Source organism: Pantoea sp. RCC30.1, from assembly GCF_058148845.1.
The window spans coordinates 95,973-109,775 of the sequence record NZ_JBXUHX010000005.1 but is presented as its reverse complement, the minus strand read 5'-3'; the positions used below and the strand labels follow the sequence as shown (position 1 = coordinate 109,775).

Below are 13,803 nucleotides of genomic sequence, written 5' to 3'. Positions count from 1 at the left end.
ACTGTGCTATCATCCGCGCACTATTTTTAATGCAGTCTGGAGTGTCTGGAATGAAAGTGACTCTGCCCGCGTTCGGCCAAGCCTCAGTGCTGGTTGTTGGCGATGTAATGTTGGATCGTTACTGGTATGGCCCAACCAGCCGTATCTCCCCTGAAGCCCCGGTTCCGGTGGTGAAAGTGGACACGGTTGAAGAGCGTCCTGGCGGCGCGGCAAACGTGGCGATGAACATTGCAGCACTCGGTGCCGCGTCTCGCCTGATCGGCCTGACCGGTGAAGATGATGCGGCGCGCGTGTTAAGTAATACGCTGAAAGATGTCAATGTTCATTGTGATTTCGTGGCGGTCAAAAGCCATCCGACCATTACCAAACTGCGCGTGCTTTCCCGCAATCAGCAGCTGATCCGTCTCGATTTTGAAGAGGGCTTTGATCAGGTTGATCCGGCGCCAATTCACCAGAAAATGCGTGATTCGCTTGCCGCAGCGGGTGCGCTGGTGCTGTCCGACTACGCCAAAGGCGCGCTCACCAGCGTCCAGACCATGATTACCCTGGCGCGCGAAGCGGGCGTACCGGTATTAATCGACCCGAAAGGCACCGATTTTACGCGCTACCGGGGCGCGACGCTGCTGACGCCGAACCTCTCGGAATTTGAAGCCGTCGTCGGCAAATGCAAAAACGAAGAGGAGATCGTGGCGCGTGGCACACAGCTTATCGCTGACTTTGACCTCTCCGCGCTGCTTGTGACCCGTTCCGAAAATGGCATGACGCTGCTCCAGCCGGGCAAAGCGCCTCTGCATCTGCCGACGCAGGCGCAGGAAGTCTATGACGTGACCGGTGCAGGTGATACGGTGATCGGCGTGCTGGCTGCTGCTCTGGCTGCTGGCGACTCGCTGGAAGAAGCCTGTTTCCTGGCGAATGCGGCGGCGGGTGTAGTGGTGGGTAAACTCGGTACCTCGACCGTCAGCACCGTTGAGCTGGAAAATGCAATTCACGCCCGCCCTGAGCAGGGTTTTGGCATCATGACGGAAGCGCAGTTAAAAGCCGCCGTTGAGATGGCCCGCCGTCGTGGCGAAAAAGTGGTGATGACTAACGGCGTGTTCGACATTCTGCACGCCGGTCATGTCTCTTACCTGGCAAATGCCCGTAAGCTCGGCGATCGACTGATCGTCGCGGTGAACAGCGATGCGTCGACTAAACGTCTGAAAGGCGAAAGCCGTCCGGTGAATCCGCAGGAAAACCGGATGATCGTGCTGGGCGCGCTGGAAGCGGTCGACTGGGTGGTAGTATTCGAAGAGGATACGCCGCAGCGGCTGATTGCAGGGATTCTGCCTGACCTGCTGGTCAAAGGTGGCGATTACAAGCCGGAAGATATCGCGGGCAGTAAAGAAGTGTGGGCAAATGGCGGCGACGTGCAGGTGCTGAACTTCGAGGACGGTATCTCTACCACCAACATTATTAAAACTATTCGCGGCAGCTGAAGCGGAAAGTAAGCGGGAGCCTGGCTCCCGCTCAAAGGCTTATTCTGGCTTATTGTCCGCGACAGGTTTCACCACATCCGCAACCGGTGCCGGTGAAGCCGCTGGCGAACTCGCTACCGCTGCAGAGGGTGTCGCGGCAACAGGCGTTACCGGTGCCGTTGCGGTCGGTGGCGTACCGGCTGATGAACCCTGACTTTCCAGCTGGGCCAGACGCTGCTCCAGCGCCGCCAGTTTCTCCCGCGTACGCAGTAATACCTGCGTCTGCACATCAAACTCTTCACGGTTGACCAAATCCATACGGGTCAGCTGCGCCTGAAGAACCTGACGAATTTTCTTTTCGACATCATCACCAAACTCACGAACACCTTTAGGCATCGCTTCGTGAACCTGACGGGCAAGTTGTTCAATTTTTTTCGTGTCGATCATGATGATTTCCTGGTTACGGAGAGCTGTGTCAGCGTGTTTACCAACGTAATAAGTGTTAAGTGTAATGCCAGAAATGAAAAGGATAAACCTCAAATCGGTAACGCAGGAAATGCAAAAGCAATTGCGCTATTGATGATTGCCGCCTCAAACGATCGGCGTTATAGTTGAAAGGCTTATTCTCAGGGCGGGGCGCAATTCCCCACCGGCGGTAAATCAGCTTCGGCTGAAAGCCCGCGAGCGCTTTATCTTGATGAAAAGAGAGATAAAGGTCAGCAGATCCGGTGTAATTCCGGGGCCGACGGTTACAGTCCGGATGGGAGAGGGTAACGACATCTGTCGGACAATTGTGTCTGCTTCACGTTATTGCCACGTCTTTTTGACGTCACTCCTAAGCACGCCCTGATTCTGGTAACCCATACATTTTAAGGTTTTTATTACCATGAATCAGACGCTACTTTCTGAATTTGGCACGCCTGAACAGCGTGTAGAACGTGCTATCGCCGCCCTGCGTGAGGGACGCGGTGTGATGGTACTCGACGATGAAAATCGCGAAAACGAAGGCGATATGATCTTCGCCGCAGAAAACATGACCGTTGAACAGATGGCACTGACGATTCGTCACGGCAGCGGCATTGTCTGCCTCTGCCTGACCGAAGCGCGTCGCCAGCAGCTCGATCTGCCCATGATGGTGGAAAATAACACCAGCTCCTTTGGTACCGGGTTCACCGTGACCATTGAGGCCGCCGAAGGTGTCACCACGGGCGTCTCTGCCCAGGATCGTATCACCACCATTCGCGCTGCCATTGCCGACAATGCCAAACCTACCGATCTGCATCGCCCTGGTCACGTCTTCCCGCTGCGTGCCAGCGAAGGCGGCGTATTAACCCGTGGCGGGCATACCGAAGCGACTATTGATTTAGTCACGCTGGCCGGCTTTAAGCCCGCAGGCGTCCTGTGCGAACTGACCAACGACGACGGCACCATGGCCCATGCGCCTGAAGCGATTACTTTCGCTCGCCAGCACAACATGCCAGTCGTGACCATCGAAGATCTGATCGCCTGGCGTCGCGCGCACGAAACGCGTCATGCCAGCTAATCTGGCTGCCGCAATAAACAGGCCCTGAACGGGGCCTGTTTTACTTCCAGCCGTACCCGCCTGACCTTCAACTTTCCCTCTCTCCCCCTGCTAAACACCTGTTAAATTTTCCACGTTCAATGTCATTCAAATTTCCTGATAATCTCCATCATGGTTATCCGCGTGATAAAGCAGCGGATGCGCGTATCGTAGTGGCTATCAAATAACCGATCCCGGGGATCACGAATGAGCCAGTTACGAATGCCAGCGCTGTTTTTGGGGCATGGCAGCCCGATGAATGCCCTTGAAGAGAACCGCTATACTGCCGCGTGGCGTCACGCTGGCGACACTCTGCCACGTCCACGTGCGATTATCGCGGTTTCGGCACACTGGTATACGCGCGGCACCGCCGTGACGGCAATGGCAGAGCCAAAGACGATTCATGATTTTGGTGGCTTTCCACAGGCGCTGTTTGATACGCGCTATCCGGCACCGGGATCGCCTGAACTGGCGCAGCAGCTGGTTGATCTGTTAGCGCCTGTTGAGGTGAAGCTGGATCATGAATGGGGACTGGATCATGGTTCCTGGGGCGTCCTGATTAAGATGTATCCGGATGCGGATATTCCTGTCGTGCAGCTAAGTATTGATGGCACCAGACCAGCGGCATGGCATTTTGAGATGGGCAGGAAACTGGCTGCGCTGCGCGATCAGGGTGTGATGATTGTCGCCAGCGGCAACGTGGTGCATAACCTGCGTAAAGTGCGCTGGGATGGCAACAGCGAAGTCTACCCCTGGGCCAGCAGTTTTGAACAGTTTGTCCGCGATAATCTGACGGTGCAAAGCGAGGCCGCTTCTCATCCGCTGGTTAACTTTATGGATCACCCTGGTGCGGCACTGTCTAACCCGACGCCTGAGCACTATCTGCCGCTGCTCTATGTGCTGGGCGCACGTCAGCCGGATGAGGCAATCAGCATTCCGATTGACGGTATGGAGATGGGCGCCATCAGCATGTTGTCGGTTCAGGTAGGTTAGGGTAAAGCTGAGAGAAAACAGGCCAGAAGCTGGCCTGTTATTATCGCGGTGCGTTAACCGATAAAGGCGTGCGGATAGAAACGGGAAAGATCCTGAGTGATCAGGTCGCGGTCTTCACGCAGGCCAATACCGGCCGGTTGATCGTCGATCAGCCAGCTGCCGATCAGCGTATAGCTGTCGCCAAATTTAGGCAGTGGATGGAACTGCTGGACGATCATTCCCTCTTCGCCGTACGGCCCATCAACGCGGGCAATCTCCTGACCATTTTCTACGATTCGGATATTGGCCCCTTCACGTGAAAATAGTGGCTTCACCACATATTTGTCCATGTGCGGAACGTCATCTTCGGCGAACCAGGCAGGTAACAGGTTAGGGTGATTCGGGAACATCTCCCACAGCAACGGCAGCAAGGCTTTATTCGAGATAATGCTTTTCCATGCCGGTTCAAGCCAGCGCACGCCAGCATCGCCGAGTTTGGTAGAGAACATCTCACGCAGCATAAACTCCCACGGATAGAGCTTGAACAGGTTACTGATCACCTGATCCTGAGCATCGGTAAATTCCCCTTTCTCGCCCAAGCCAATCTCATCCATATAAAGGAATTCACTCGGCAGACCGGCTTCAGTGGCGCAATCCTGAAGATACTGCACGGTGCCACGATCTTCGTCGGTGTCACGGCAGCAGGCGAAATGCAGCCAGTTAAAGCCGTGCTGCTGATGTAATGCGGCAAAGCGTTCAATCAGCTTTTCCTGCAGGCTATTAAACTGATCGCTGCCTGCGGGTAGCTGACCGGCGTTAAGCTGGTCTTCCAGCCACAGCCACTGAAAAAACGCCGCTTCATACAGTGAGGTCGGCGTATCAGCATTGTTCTCCAGCAACTTCACATCGCCTTTGCCATCCCAGGCGAGATCAAGGCGTGAGTAAAGCGACGGCTGACGCTGATGCCATGAATCGCGCACGAAGTCCCAGGTGTGTTTCGGAATGCGGAATTTAGTCAGCAGCGCTTCGCTGTTAACCACTTTTTCCACTACCTGCAGGCACATCTGATGCAACTCAGCGGTCACATCTTCCAGATGTTCGATTTGCGCCAGCGTGAACTGGTAATAAGCATCTTCACACCAGTAGGGTTCGCCATGCATGGTGTGAAAACGAAAACCGAACTCGGTGGCTTTTTCGCGCCAGCCTGGGCGTTCTGAAATGGCAATGCGTTCCATCGGGGCGTTAGCCTCCCATTGAGCGGCTGGAGGTGCCGCTGGCGCTGCTACGCTGCATGCTGTTCTGCTTCGCAACGGTTTCACCAAAACCACCACGGGTAATGGTAGAGGTGGTCGCCGGTTTTGGTGCCATCGCGGTTTTAGGCACGGTCATGGTTTTGCCGGAGGTGGCAGCACCATAATTACGGCCAGATGCATCAACAAACTGGCCATTGGCCGGGCTGCGGGCATTTTTTGGGGAGAACAGCGGTTGCTGCGCAAAGCCCGAACCACCACCCATCATGCGGCCCATCATATAACCGGCCATCAGTGGCATCCAGAAGCTACCGCCACTCTGCTGTGATTCGGCATTGGTGGTGCCCACACCCGCCTGAGCCGGTGTTTGCTGACACTGGTTTTCACCAAATTCAGCCACACAATCTTCACGCGTGGCATATTTTGGCGCGGTACGTTCCGCCTCTTTTTTGGCTTCATTGAATGCGGTCGTACATTGCGCACTCTGACCCGGATTGGCTTTCGAACAGTCATCCGCGTTCTGGTACATCGAAACAGTTTCATCGTTCTGTTCGCAGCCAGCCAGCATAAATACCGCCGAGACGGCGATAGCAACGGGCGTTAAATGGCGTGCCTGCCAGCTCTTACGAAAAGCGGCATAGCGAATAGATTTTGTGCGTTTCATTATGATTATCCTGTGCCCAAAGGTAGCGCATAGAATAGGGGATGGGGGGGTAAAATTGAAGCTGGAGGCCTGATACAACAGGGATCTTTACTTAGTTATACGTTCAACAGAGAGACGGGCCGCAAAGCAGCCCGTCCGCTGATTAATTACCGAAAGGATTAGCGCTGCTGTGGCGAGCCGCAGGACGCGCTGCCTCAGAAGAGCCGGTTGCCACCGGACCGCTATCCACGCGTGCGGTCTGTTGTGCATTTTCCGGTGCCACCGTTTCCGGTGAAGTCGGGATCTCTTTACCCAGCTGGCTGTTCAGTTTCTGCAGGCTCTGCTCATTGAGCGTACCCAGCGCATAGCTGATATTCAGCTGGTTAATCAGGTAGCTATAACGCGCATCAGAGAGCTGCTGCTTAGCGTTATAGAGCACGGTTGTCGCATCCAGCACATCAACGATGGTACGCGTACCAACCTGATAGCCTGCTTCTGACGCATCGAGAGAGCTTTGCGCAGAGACCACAGCCTGTTTGTAGGCGTTGATGCTGCTGATAGACGCATTCACGTTGTTAAACGATGAACGTACCGTCTGGACTGCTGAACGGTGTGCGCTTTCCAGCGATTCGCTGGCGCTGACGAAGCTGTACTGCGCCTGTTTCACCTGAGAGGTGACGCTGCCGCCGCTGTAGAGTGGCAGTGAGAAACTCAGACCCACCTGGTTAGAACCGGTAATTGAGTCAGTAGAACCCTGGCTCTGGTTCGCACGGCTGCCGCCATACTTGCTGTTCGACAGGCCGGTAGAGGCAGTCAGACCCAGCGTCGGCATATGACCAGCTTCAGCGGAGCGGATCTGCTCACGGGCTAAATCCTGATTCAGACGTGCAGAAAGCAACGACAGGTTACGAGCTTCCGCCTGCTTAAGCAGCGCGCTGACCGCTTCGGGCTTATCGGTTCTGAATCGATCGATGCTCAGCGAAGCCAGAGACATGTAGTCCATGCCGGTGATCTGACGCAGCGTTTCAACGTTATTATCAAGGTTGTTACGCGCGGTCACTTCGTTAGCCAGCACGCTGTCATACTGCGCACGGGCGTTCTGAACGTCAGTAATAGCCACCAGGCCTACGTTAAAGCGCTGAGTAGTCTGGTCAAGTTCGCGGTAGATCGACTGTTTCTGCGCTTCGGTGTAAGAAAGCGTATCAATCGCTTTCAGCACGTTGAAGTAGGCGGTCGCGGTGTTCAGAATCAGATCCTGCTGCGCCACCTGATAGGTCACATCCTGGATACCGGCAGCTTTTTCCTGCAGGGTCAGTGCGCGCCATTTCGACATATCGAAAATAGTCTGGGTTAATTGCAGCGAGCCGCTGGTCGTGTTGGAATGGAGACCACTGCTGTCGCGATAACCGTTGTTATAGGTGTAGTCTGCACCCAGGCCGAGCTGGGGTAGTAATGGGCTACGCGCTTCGTTGATTTTCTCAAAGGCAGAATCGCGATCGGCAGCGGCGCTGCGCAGATCCGGGTTGCTCAGACGTGCTTGCTGGTAAACCTGAAGCAGGTCTTCGGCCTGGCTGGCGAAGCTGAAACCGCCCAGGCTCAGCCCAATAAAAAATGGGAGCAGTTTTTTCATTTGCATTCCTTTTGTTGCAGCAAATTGCAGTGGGTGCGCTGCCGGGTAAGCCAAAAAATTATCGCCGATTCTAGCAGAGGGCAACTGTGAGATAAGTTGGCTGAACGTGCCTTCTCCCCCTAATTTACGTAAATAATTCAGAAAGAACTACTTACATGGAGCACGATTACAGGCTTTTTTCGCTCCACCCCAATCTGCACAAGGAACCTGATGATGCCGGAAGAAAAAAAATCCCCTGTGACTTTCACAAAAAACGATGTAGAAATTATTGCACGCGAAACCGTCTATGATGGTTTTTTTTCCGTCGAACGTTACCGCTTCCGTCACCGCCAGTTTAATGGCGAAATGAGTGGGGAAGTGCAGCGCGAAGTTTTTGAGCGCGGACATGCCGCCGTGCTGCTACCTTATGATCCCTTACGCGATGAAGTGGTGCTGATTGAACAGATCCGCATTCCGGCTTATGACAGCAGTGCTTCCCCCTGGCTGCTGGAGATGGTCGCTGGCATTATCGAGCCGGGTGAATCTGTTGAGCAGGTTGTACGCCGTGAAGCTGTTGAAGAAGCAGGATTAGAAGTCGGACGGGTTAAGCCTATGCTTAGCTATCTGGCTAGCCCTGGCGGCACCAGCGAACGTCTGTCGGTGCTGATTGGGGAAGTGGATGCCAGCCAGGCAGAGGGATGCCATGGTCTGGAGGAAGAGAATGAGGATATTCTTGTCCATGTAGTGAGCCGCGAACAGGCTTACCGCTGGGTGGAAGAGGGGATAATTGATAATGCGGCGTCTGTCATCGCACTGCAATGGCTGGCGTTGCACCATGAAAAACTACGCGAAGAGTGGATACAAAAATGAAACAGCGCTATACCCCTGACTTTCCCGAAATGATGCGGCTCTGCGAAACCAATTTCGCCCAGTTACGCCGCCTGCTGCCGCGTAACGATGAGGCGGGAGAATCGGTGATCTATCAGGTGAGTGGCGCCCGTTATCAGCTGACGATCCAGGAGTCGACACGCTACACTACGCTGGTGGAGGTCCGCCAGGTCGCGCCTGCCGTGAGTTACTGGAGCCTGCCCTCGATGTCTGTCAGGCTCTATCACGATGCGATGGTCGCCGAAGTGTGTTCAACTCAACAGATCTATCGTTTCAAAGCGCGCTATGATTATCCTAATAAAAAATTGCATCAGCGCGATGAAAAACATCAGATAAACCAGTTTCTCGCAGACTGGCTGCGCTACTGCCTGGCACATGGCGCGATGGCAGTTCCGGTCTGCTGATGCGTATAATGCAGTAAATGGCGTGGAGACGAAGGAAACGCTTTGGATAGCCTGCTAACTCTTCCTGCAGCGAACGGTTCCGAAATCAGGATTTTGCAAATCACGGATACCCACCTGTTCGCGGGAAAACATGAATCGCTGCTTGGGGTGAACACCTGGTCGAGCTATGAAGCGGTGCTGGATGCGATTATTGCGCAACATCGCGACTACGACCTGATCATCGCCACTGGCGATCTCGCCCAGGATCACTCTATCGAAGCCTATCAGTATTTCGCTGAGGGTATCTCACGTTTGCCGCGGCCCTGTGTCTGGCTACCTGGTAATCACGATTTTCAGCCCGCGATGGTCGACACGCTGGCCGCATCCCACATCAATGCCCATAAGCAGGTGCTGTTGGGTGAGCAGTGGCAGGTTGTGTTGCTCGACAGCCAGGTCTACGGTGTCCCGCATGGCATGCTGAGCGACTATCAGCTGGAGTGGCTCGACAACGCGCTGGCCCGCTTTCCGCAACGGCATACACTGGTTATGCTGCATCACCATCCCCTGGCCTCTGGTTGTACCTGGCTCGATCAGCACAGCCTGCGCAATTCTCATCAGCTTGATGCCGTGTTGCAGCGCTACCCGTTAGCCCGGACGCTGGTCTGTGGCCATATTCACCAGGAGTTGGATATGGAGTGGCATGGCCGTCGGGTGCTGGCTACGCCCTCTACCTGCGTCCAGTTCAAACCGCACTGCACCAGTTTTGCGATCGACACCGTGGCTCCCGGCTGGCGCTGGTTTACGCTGCATCCGGATGGCGGCCTTGAGACCGAAGTGAACCGGCTTGACACCGACGCTTTTCGTCCCGACTTAGACTCAGAAGGATACTGACGCGTGGCGGCATTGCTCTATCTGCACGGTTTTAATAGTTCGCCGCAGTCGGCCAAAGCGACTCAGTTCCGGCAATGGTTAGAGACGCAGCATCCGGAAATTGAAATGATTGTTCCTCAGCTGCCGACTTTTCCGGCCGATACAGCCGCCATGCTGGAGGATTTAGTACTGAGTCGCAGTGGCGAAACCCTCGGGCTGGTAGGCTCTTCGCTGGGAGGTTATTACGCCACCTGGCTGTCGCAATGTTTTATGCTGCCGGCCGTGGTCGTCAATCCCGCGGTACGGCCTTTTGAGCTGCTGGCGGATTTCCTGGGCGAAAATCAGAATCCCTACACGGGCCAGCAATATGTGTTAGAGTCACGCCACATTTACGATCTCAAAGTAATGCAGATTGAACCGCTGGAAGCGCCCGATTTACTCTGGCTGCTGCAACAGACCGGCGATGAAGTTCTCGATTACCGACAGGCGCTCGACTATTACAGCGCGTGCCGTCACACGGTAGAAGAGGGCGGCAATCATACATTTACTGGATTCGAGCGCCATTTCCCGCAGATTCTGGACTTTCTCGGTCTGAATCATCCCTGAGTAATGCGGAAATCGCACCCCATTTCACCCTTCTAATCAGACATTTACGATGAGTCAATCAAACTATAACGCGGATGCCATTGAGGTCCTGACTGGCCTTGAGCCTGTTCGCCGTCGTCCGGGCATGTACACCGATACGACGCGGCCCAACCATTTGGGCCAGGAAGTGATTGATAACAGCGTCGATGAGGCGCTGGGCGGCCATGCGAAGCGGGTTGAAGTGATTCTGCACGCTGACCAGTCGCTGGAAGTTATTGATGATGGTCGCGGCATGCCGGTGGATATCCATCCGGAAGAGGGCGTGCCTGCCGTTGAGCTGATCCTGTGTCGTCTGCACGCAGGCGGCAAGTTCTCCAATAAAAACTATCAGTTCTCGGGCGGTCTGCACGGCGTCGGCATTTCTGTGGTTAACGCCCTGTCAAAACGCGTCGAAGTCACGGTGCGCCGTAATGGCGAAATCTATGACATGGCCTTTGAAAATGGCGACAAAGTTCAGGATCTCACGGTTACTGGCACGGTGGCGAAACGCAACACCGGTACGCGCGTCCATTTCTGGCCTGATGAAAGCTTCTTCGACAGCCCACGCTTCTCGGTATCACGTTTATCCCATCTGCTGAAAGCCAAAGCAGTGCTCTGTCCCGGCGTTGAGATTGTCTTTAAAGACAAGCTGAACAATACCGAACAGACCTGGTGCTACGAAGATGGCCTGACTGACTACCTGTGCGAAGCAGTGAATGGCTTACCGACGCTGCCGGAAAAACCCTTTGTCGGCAGCTTTGCCGGTGATGTGGAAGCGGTGGACTGGGCGCTGTTGTGGCTGCCGGAAGGCGGCGAGCTATTAACTGAAAGCTACGTTAACCTGATCCCGACCATGCAGGGCGGGACTCACGTCAACGGTCTGCGTCAGGGGTTGCTGGATGCGATGCGCGAGTTCTGCGAATACCGCAATATCCTGCCGCGTGGCGTAAAACTTTCTGCGGAAGATATCTGGGATCGCTGCGCTTATGTGCTGTCGGTCAAGATGCAGGATCCACAATTTGCCGGGCAGACCAAAGAGCGTCTCTCTTCACGTCAGTGCGCAGCCTTTGTCTCTGGCGTTGTAAAAGATGCCTTCAGCCTGTGGCTGAACCAGAACATTCAGACGGCAGAACAGCTGGCTGAACTGGCGATCTCCAGCGCCCAGCGGCGTATGCGGGCAGCCAAAAAAGTGGTGCGTAAAAAGCTCACCAGCGGTCCGGCGCTGCCGGGCAAACTGGCGGACTGCACCGCGCAGGATCTGAATAAAACAGAACTGTTCCTGGTCGAAGGAGACTCAGCAGGCGGATCGGCCAAGCAGGCGCGCGATCGTGAATATCAGGCGATCATGCCGCTTAAAGGCAAGATCCTGAACACCTGGGAAGTCTCTTCCGATGAGGTTCTGGCGTCGCAGGAAGTGCACGATATTTCCGTGGCGATCGGCATCGATCCTGACAGCGAAGATCTTTCGCAGCTTCGTTACGGCAAGATCTGTATTCTGGCGGATGCGGACTCCGATGGTCTGCACATCGCTACACTACTCTGTGCGCTGTTCGTGAAGCATTTCCGCTCACTGGTCAGAAATGGTCATGTCTACGTGGCCATGCCGCCGCTCTACCGTATCGATCTCGGTAAAGAGGTCTACTATGCGCTGGATGAAGATGAGAAAGAGGGCGTGCTGGAGCAGCTGAAACGTAAAAAGGGCAAACCTAACGTTCAGCGCTTTAAAGGACTGGGCGAGATGAACCCGCTGCAGCTGCGCGAAACGACGCTGGATCCGAATACCCGCCGCCTGGTTCAGCTGACCATCAGCGAAGAGGATATCGATCAGACGCTGCGCATGATGGATATGCTGCTGGCGAAGAAACGTTCCGAAGACCGGCGTAACTGGTTGCAGGAAAAAGGCGACAAGGCCGATATCGAAGTGTAAAAAACAGGACGCGAAAGCGTCCTGTTCTCTTTGTGCTTCAGCCAGCACATCCTCAGAGAACCCGGCAGATTCAGAGCAGAGACAGTAACCATTGTGAAGATTACCCTGGAAGAGCTACGCGCCTGGGTGGCGGTGGTGGACAGCGGCTCCATTACCGCAGCGGCATCCCAGCTGGCGCAGACCAGTTCGGGCATCAGCCGGGCGTTGTCCCGGCTGGAGAGTAAGCTGCAGACTACCCTGTTGCATCGCACCACCCGACGGCTGGCGCTGACCGAAGAGGGACAGGTTTTTCTGGAGCATGCGCGCCAGATCCTGGCCTCGGTTGAGCAGGCCGAAGAGCAGATTGCCCTGCGGCGCGAGATGCCGTCAGGACGACTGCGGGTGAACGCTGCCACGCCCTTTATGCTGCATGTGATTGTGCCGCTGGTGGACGATTTCCGCGCCCGCTATCCCCTGATTCAGCTTGAGCTGAATACCGACGATATCATGATCGATCTGCTGGAGCAGCAGACCGACATTGCCATTCGTATCGGCGAACTGCGTGACTCTACGCTGCGCGCCCGGATGCTCGGTAGCAGTGCGATCCGGCTGATGGCCAGTCCGGCCTATCTGGCGAAAGCGGGCACGCCGCAGAGCGTTGCCGATCTCGCGCAGCATCAAACCATCGGCTTTAGTTATCCTGACACCCTCAACGTCTGGCCGGTCTGGCAGTCCGATGGCGATTTCATGCGCATTAAACCGACTCTCTCTGCTTCCAGCGGCGAAACCATCCGACAGTTGGCGCTGGCAGGACAGGGGATTGCACGCCTCTCCGACTTTGTCAGCCGGGAAGATTGCGCCGCTGGCCGACTGGTGCCGGTCCTCCCCGCAGAAACCCGCGATCTGCGCCTGCCGGTGCATGCGGTCTATTACCGTAACTTTACGCTCTCTTCGCGCATCGGCTGCTTCCTGGATTTTCTTCGCAACGAGATTGATCGGCGTCAGCTGCTGTGAACCGGTCTGTCAGAAACAAAAAACCTCTGTCACTGGACAGAGGTTCAGATGGGTGACAATTTCGTCGGGCGCATCTGACCGCAACGTATTAGCTCAGCGCGCAGGGACCAGGGTCAGAAGAGGAAAACGTCCCGCGCCAGGACGGCGCGGGCCGAGCATGTCATGGATGACGGTTTTTGCGTTTTTCCGATCTGACCCTGATCCCTGTGCTGGCTCGATCTTACAGCGACTGTGGCCGGAGTTTGTCAGCAGCCTTAACCCCGTTTACACAACGCGAGTTAAGCCTCCCGCACTAATCAGGCGCTGGGCTCCAGCACCAGAATCTTCACATCCACCACATCATCTTTAATGATGACGCGATGCGCATCCATGTGCGGCATCTGCTGATGCTGCTCCAGATGGCGCAGCGTTTCCCACTGTTCCAGCATAAAAATGGAGTCCGGCGAGTTCTGCTTCCACGGTACCTGTGCCTGATGGTCCAGCAGCGCGTCATACTGATGGCAGCCATCTTCTTCTAAGACCAGCGGGATCAGCTTCTTCACCGCATCCAGCACGGCCTGACGGCGACCGGGTTTAACACAAATTTCAGCAACGACTGTTAACATTCGCGAATTCCTCTTTCGTGGGAA

At 55.3% G+C, this 13,803-nt stretch carries 14 protein-coding genes and 1 riboswitch; of the genes, 9 read left to right on the top strand and 5 right to left on the bottom strand.

All coding sequences use genetic code 11. From position 1 onward, the window contains the following. Nucleotides 1-50: 50 nt before the first annotated feature. The gene (gene hldE / locus AC2LB6_RS06750) at nucleotides 51-1,475 is read left to right on the top strand and encodes a bifunctional D-glycero-beta-D-manno-heptose-7-phosphate kinase/D-glycero-beta-D-manno-heptose 1-phosphate adenylyltransferase HldE (RefSeq protein ID WP_490092932.1); all 1,425 of its coding nucleotides are present in this window, start codon (nucleotides 51-53) and stop codon (nucleotides 1,473-1,475) included. A 39-nt stretch (nucleotides 1,476-1,514) separates the two neighbouring features. Here the strand turns inward: hldE and ubiK are convergent, their stop codons facing one another. Then, on the bottom strand, nucleotides 1,515-1,901 hold the full coding sequence (gene ubiK / locus AC2LB6_RS06745) for a ubiquinone biosynthesis accessory factor UbiK (RefSeq protein ID WP_490092931.1): 387 nt from the start codon (nucleotides 1,899-1,901) through the stop codon (nucleotides 1,515-1,517). Between the two features lie 171 nt (nucleotides 1,902-2,072). Beyond that, a riboswitch (FMN riboswitch) is annotated at nucleotides 2,073-2,230 on the top strand. Between the two features lie 110 nt (nucleotides 2,231-2,340). Here ubiK and ribB point away from each other — a divergent pair. Both ribB and ygiD read left to right on the top strand, forming a co-directional pair. Beyond that, nucleotides 2,341-2,997 (top strand): 3,4-dihydroxy-2-butanone-4-phosphate synthase, encoded by a 657-nt coding sequence (ribB, locus tag AC2LB6_RS06740; RefSeq protein WP_490092930.1) that lies wholly within the window; start codon nucleotides 2,341-2,343, stop codon nucleotides 2,995-2,997. A gap of 225 nt (nucleotides 2,998-3,222) precedes the next feature. Continuing rightward, on the top strand, nucleotides 3,223-4,008 hold the full coding sequence (ygiD, locus tag AC2LB6_RS06735) for a 4,5-DOPA-extradiol-dioxygenase (protein ID WP_490092929.1): 786 nt from the start codon (nucleotides 3,223-3,225) through the stop codon (nucleotides 4,006-4,008). 53 nt (nucleotides 4,009-4,061) lie between these two features. On the opposite strand, the gene AC2LB6_RS06730 is transcribed toward ygiD, so the two are convergent. From AC2LB6_RS06730 to tolC, 3 genes are all read right to left on the bottom strand, one after another. Continuing rightward, nucleotides 4,062-5,222 (bottom strand): glutathionylspermidine synthase family protein, encoded by a 1,161-nt coding sequence (locus tag AC2LB6_RS06730; RefSeq protein WP_039390665.1) that lies wholly within the window; start codon nucleotides 5,220-5,222, stop codon nucleotides 4,062-4,064. A 7-nt stretch (nucleotides 5,223-5,229) separates the two neighbouring features. After that, nucleotides 5,230-5,901: a DUF1190 family protein gene (locus AC2LB6_RS06725; protein WP_136196749.1), complete on the bottom strand. Its 672-nt coding sequence runs from the start codon at nucleotides 5,899-5,901 to the stop codon at nucleotides 5,230-5,232. Nucleotides 5,902-6,043: 142 nt separating this feature from the next. After that, nucleotides 6,044-7,510 (bottom strand): outer membrane channel protein TolC, encoded by a 1,467-nt coding sequence (gene tolC / locus AC2LB6_RS06720; RefSeq protein ID WP_490092928.1) that lies wholly within the window; start codon nucleotides 7,508-7,510, stop codon nucleotides 6,044-6,046. A 213-nt stretch (nucleotides 7,511-7,723) separates the two neighbouring features. On the opposite strand from tolC, the gene nudF reads away from it, so the two are divergent. From nudF to AC2LB6_RS06690, 6 genes are all read left to right on the top strand, one after another. Continuing rightward, a complete protein-coding gene (gene nudF / locus AC2LB6_RS06715) occupies nucleotides 7,724-8,359 on the top strand; it encodes an ADP-ribose diphosphatase (RefSeq protein ID WP_090966313.1) in 636 nt (211 codons plus the stop codon). Continuing rightward, nucleotides 8,356-8,781 (top strand): DUF1249 family protein, encoded by a 426-nt coding sequence (locus AC2LB6_RS06710; protein WP_090966038.1) that lies wholly within the window; start codon nucleotides 8,356-8,358, stop codon nucleotides 8,779-8,781. Before nudF ends, AC2LB6_RS06710 begins: the two co-directional genes overlap by 4 nt. A 42-nt stretch (nucleotides 8,782-8,823) precedes the next feature. Next, nucleotides 8,824-9,651: a 3',5'-cyclic-AMP phosphodiesterase gene (gene cpdA / locus AC2LB6_RS06705; RefSeq protein WP_490092927.1), complete on the top strand. Its 828-nt coding sequence runs from the start codon at nucleotides 8,824-8,826 to the stop codon at nucleotides 9,649-9,651. A gap of 3 nt (nucleotides 9,652-9,654) precedes the next feature. Beyond that, entirely contained in the window at nucleotides 9,655-10,236 is a 582-nt protein-coding gene (gene yqiA, locus AC2LB6_RS06700) for an esterase YqiA (protein WP_490092926.1), read from the top strand. Nucleotides 10,237-10,285: 49 nt separating this feature from the next. After that, on the top strand, nucleotides 10,286-12,181 hold the full coding sequence (parE, locus tag AC2LB6_RS06695; protein ID WP_090966032.1) for a DNA topoisomerase IV subunit B: 1,896 nt from the start codon (nucleotides 10,286-10,288) through the stop codon (nucleotides 12,179-12,181). Nucleotides 12,182-12,274: 93 nt separating this feature from the next. Further along, nucleotides 12,275-13,174, top strand: coding sequence for a LysR substrate-binding domain-containing protein (locus tag AC2LB6_RS06690; protein WP_490092925.1), 900 nt, complete (start codon nucleotides 12,275-12,277; stop codon nucleotides 13,172-13,174). 296 nt (nucleotides 13,175-13,470) lie between these two features. Here the strand turns inward: AC2LB6_RS06690 and AC2LB6_RS06685 are convergent, their stop codons facing one another. Continuing rightward, nucleotides 13,471-13,779 carry a putative quinol monooxygenase gene (locus tag AC2LB6_RS06685; protein WP_490092924.1) on the bottom strand — a complete coding sequence of 103 codons (309 nt, stop codon included), beginning with the start codon at nucleotides 13,777-13,779 and terminating at the stop codon, nucleotides 13,471-13,473. Nucleotides 13,780-13,803: the final 24 nt, after the last annotated feature.

Bases quoted from the DNA above. Each gene is read 5' to 3' on its own strand.
- hldE (WP_490092932.1), top strand. From the start codon at position 51: ATGAAAGTGACTCTGCCCGCGTTCGGCCAAGCCTCAGTGCTGGTTGTT.
- ubiK (WP_490092931.1), bottom strand. From the start codon at position 1,901: ATGATCGACACGAAAAAAATTGAACAACTTGCCCGTCAGGTTCACGAA.
- ribB (WP_490092930.1), top strand. From the start codon at position 2,341: ATGAATCAGACGCTACTTTCTGAATTTGGCACGCCTGAACAGCGTGTA.
- ygiD (WP_490092929.1), top strand. From the start codon at position 3,223: ATGAGCCAGTTACGAATGCCAGCGCTGTTTTTGGGGCATGGCAGCCCG.
- AC2LB6_RS06730 (WP_039390665.1), bottom strand. From the start codon at position 5,222: ATGGAACGCATTGCCATTTCAGAACGCCCAGGCTGGCGCGAAAAAGCC.
- AC2LB6_RS06725 (WP_136196749.1), bottom strand. From the start codon at position 5,901: ATGAAACGCACAAAATCTATTCGCTATGCCGCTTTTCGTAAGAGCTGG.
- tolC (WP_490092928.1), bottom strand. From the start codon at position 7,510: ATGAAAAAACTGCTCCCATTTTTTATTGGGCTGAGCCTGGGCGGTTTC.
- nudF (WP_090966313.1), top strand. From the start codon at position 7,724: ATGCCGGAAGAAAAAAAATCCCCTGTGACTTTCACAAAAAACGATGTA.
- AC2LB6_RS06710 (WP_090966038.1), top strand. From the start codon at position 8,356: ATGAAACAGCGCTATACCCCTGACTTTCCCGAAATGATGCGGCTCTGC.
- parE (WP_090966032.1), top strand. From the start codon at position 10,286: ATGAGTCAATCAAACTATAACGCGGATGCCATTGAGGTCCTGACTGGC.
- AC2LB6_RS06685 (WP_490092924.1), bottom strand. From the start codon at position 13,779: ATGTTAACAGTCGTTGCTGAAATTTGTGTTAAACCCGGTCGCCGTCAG.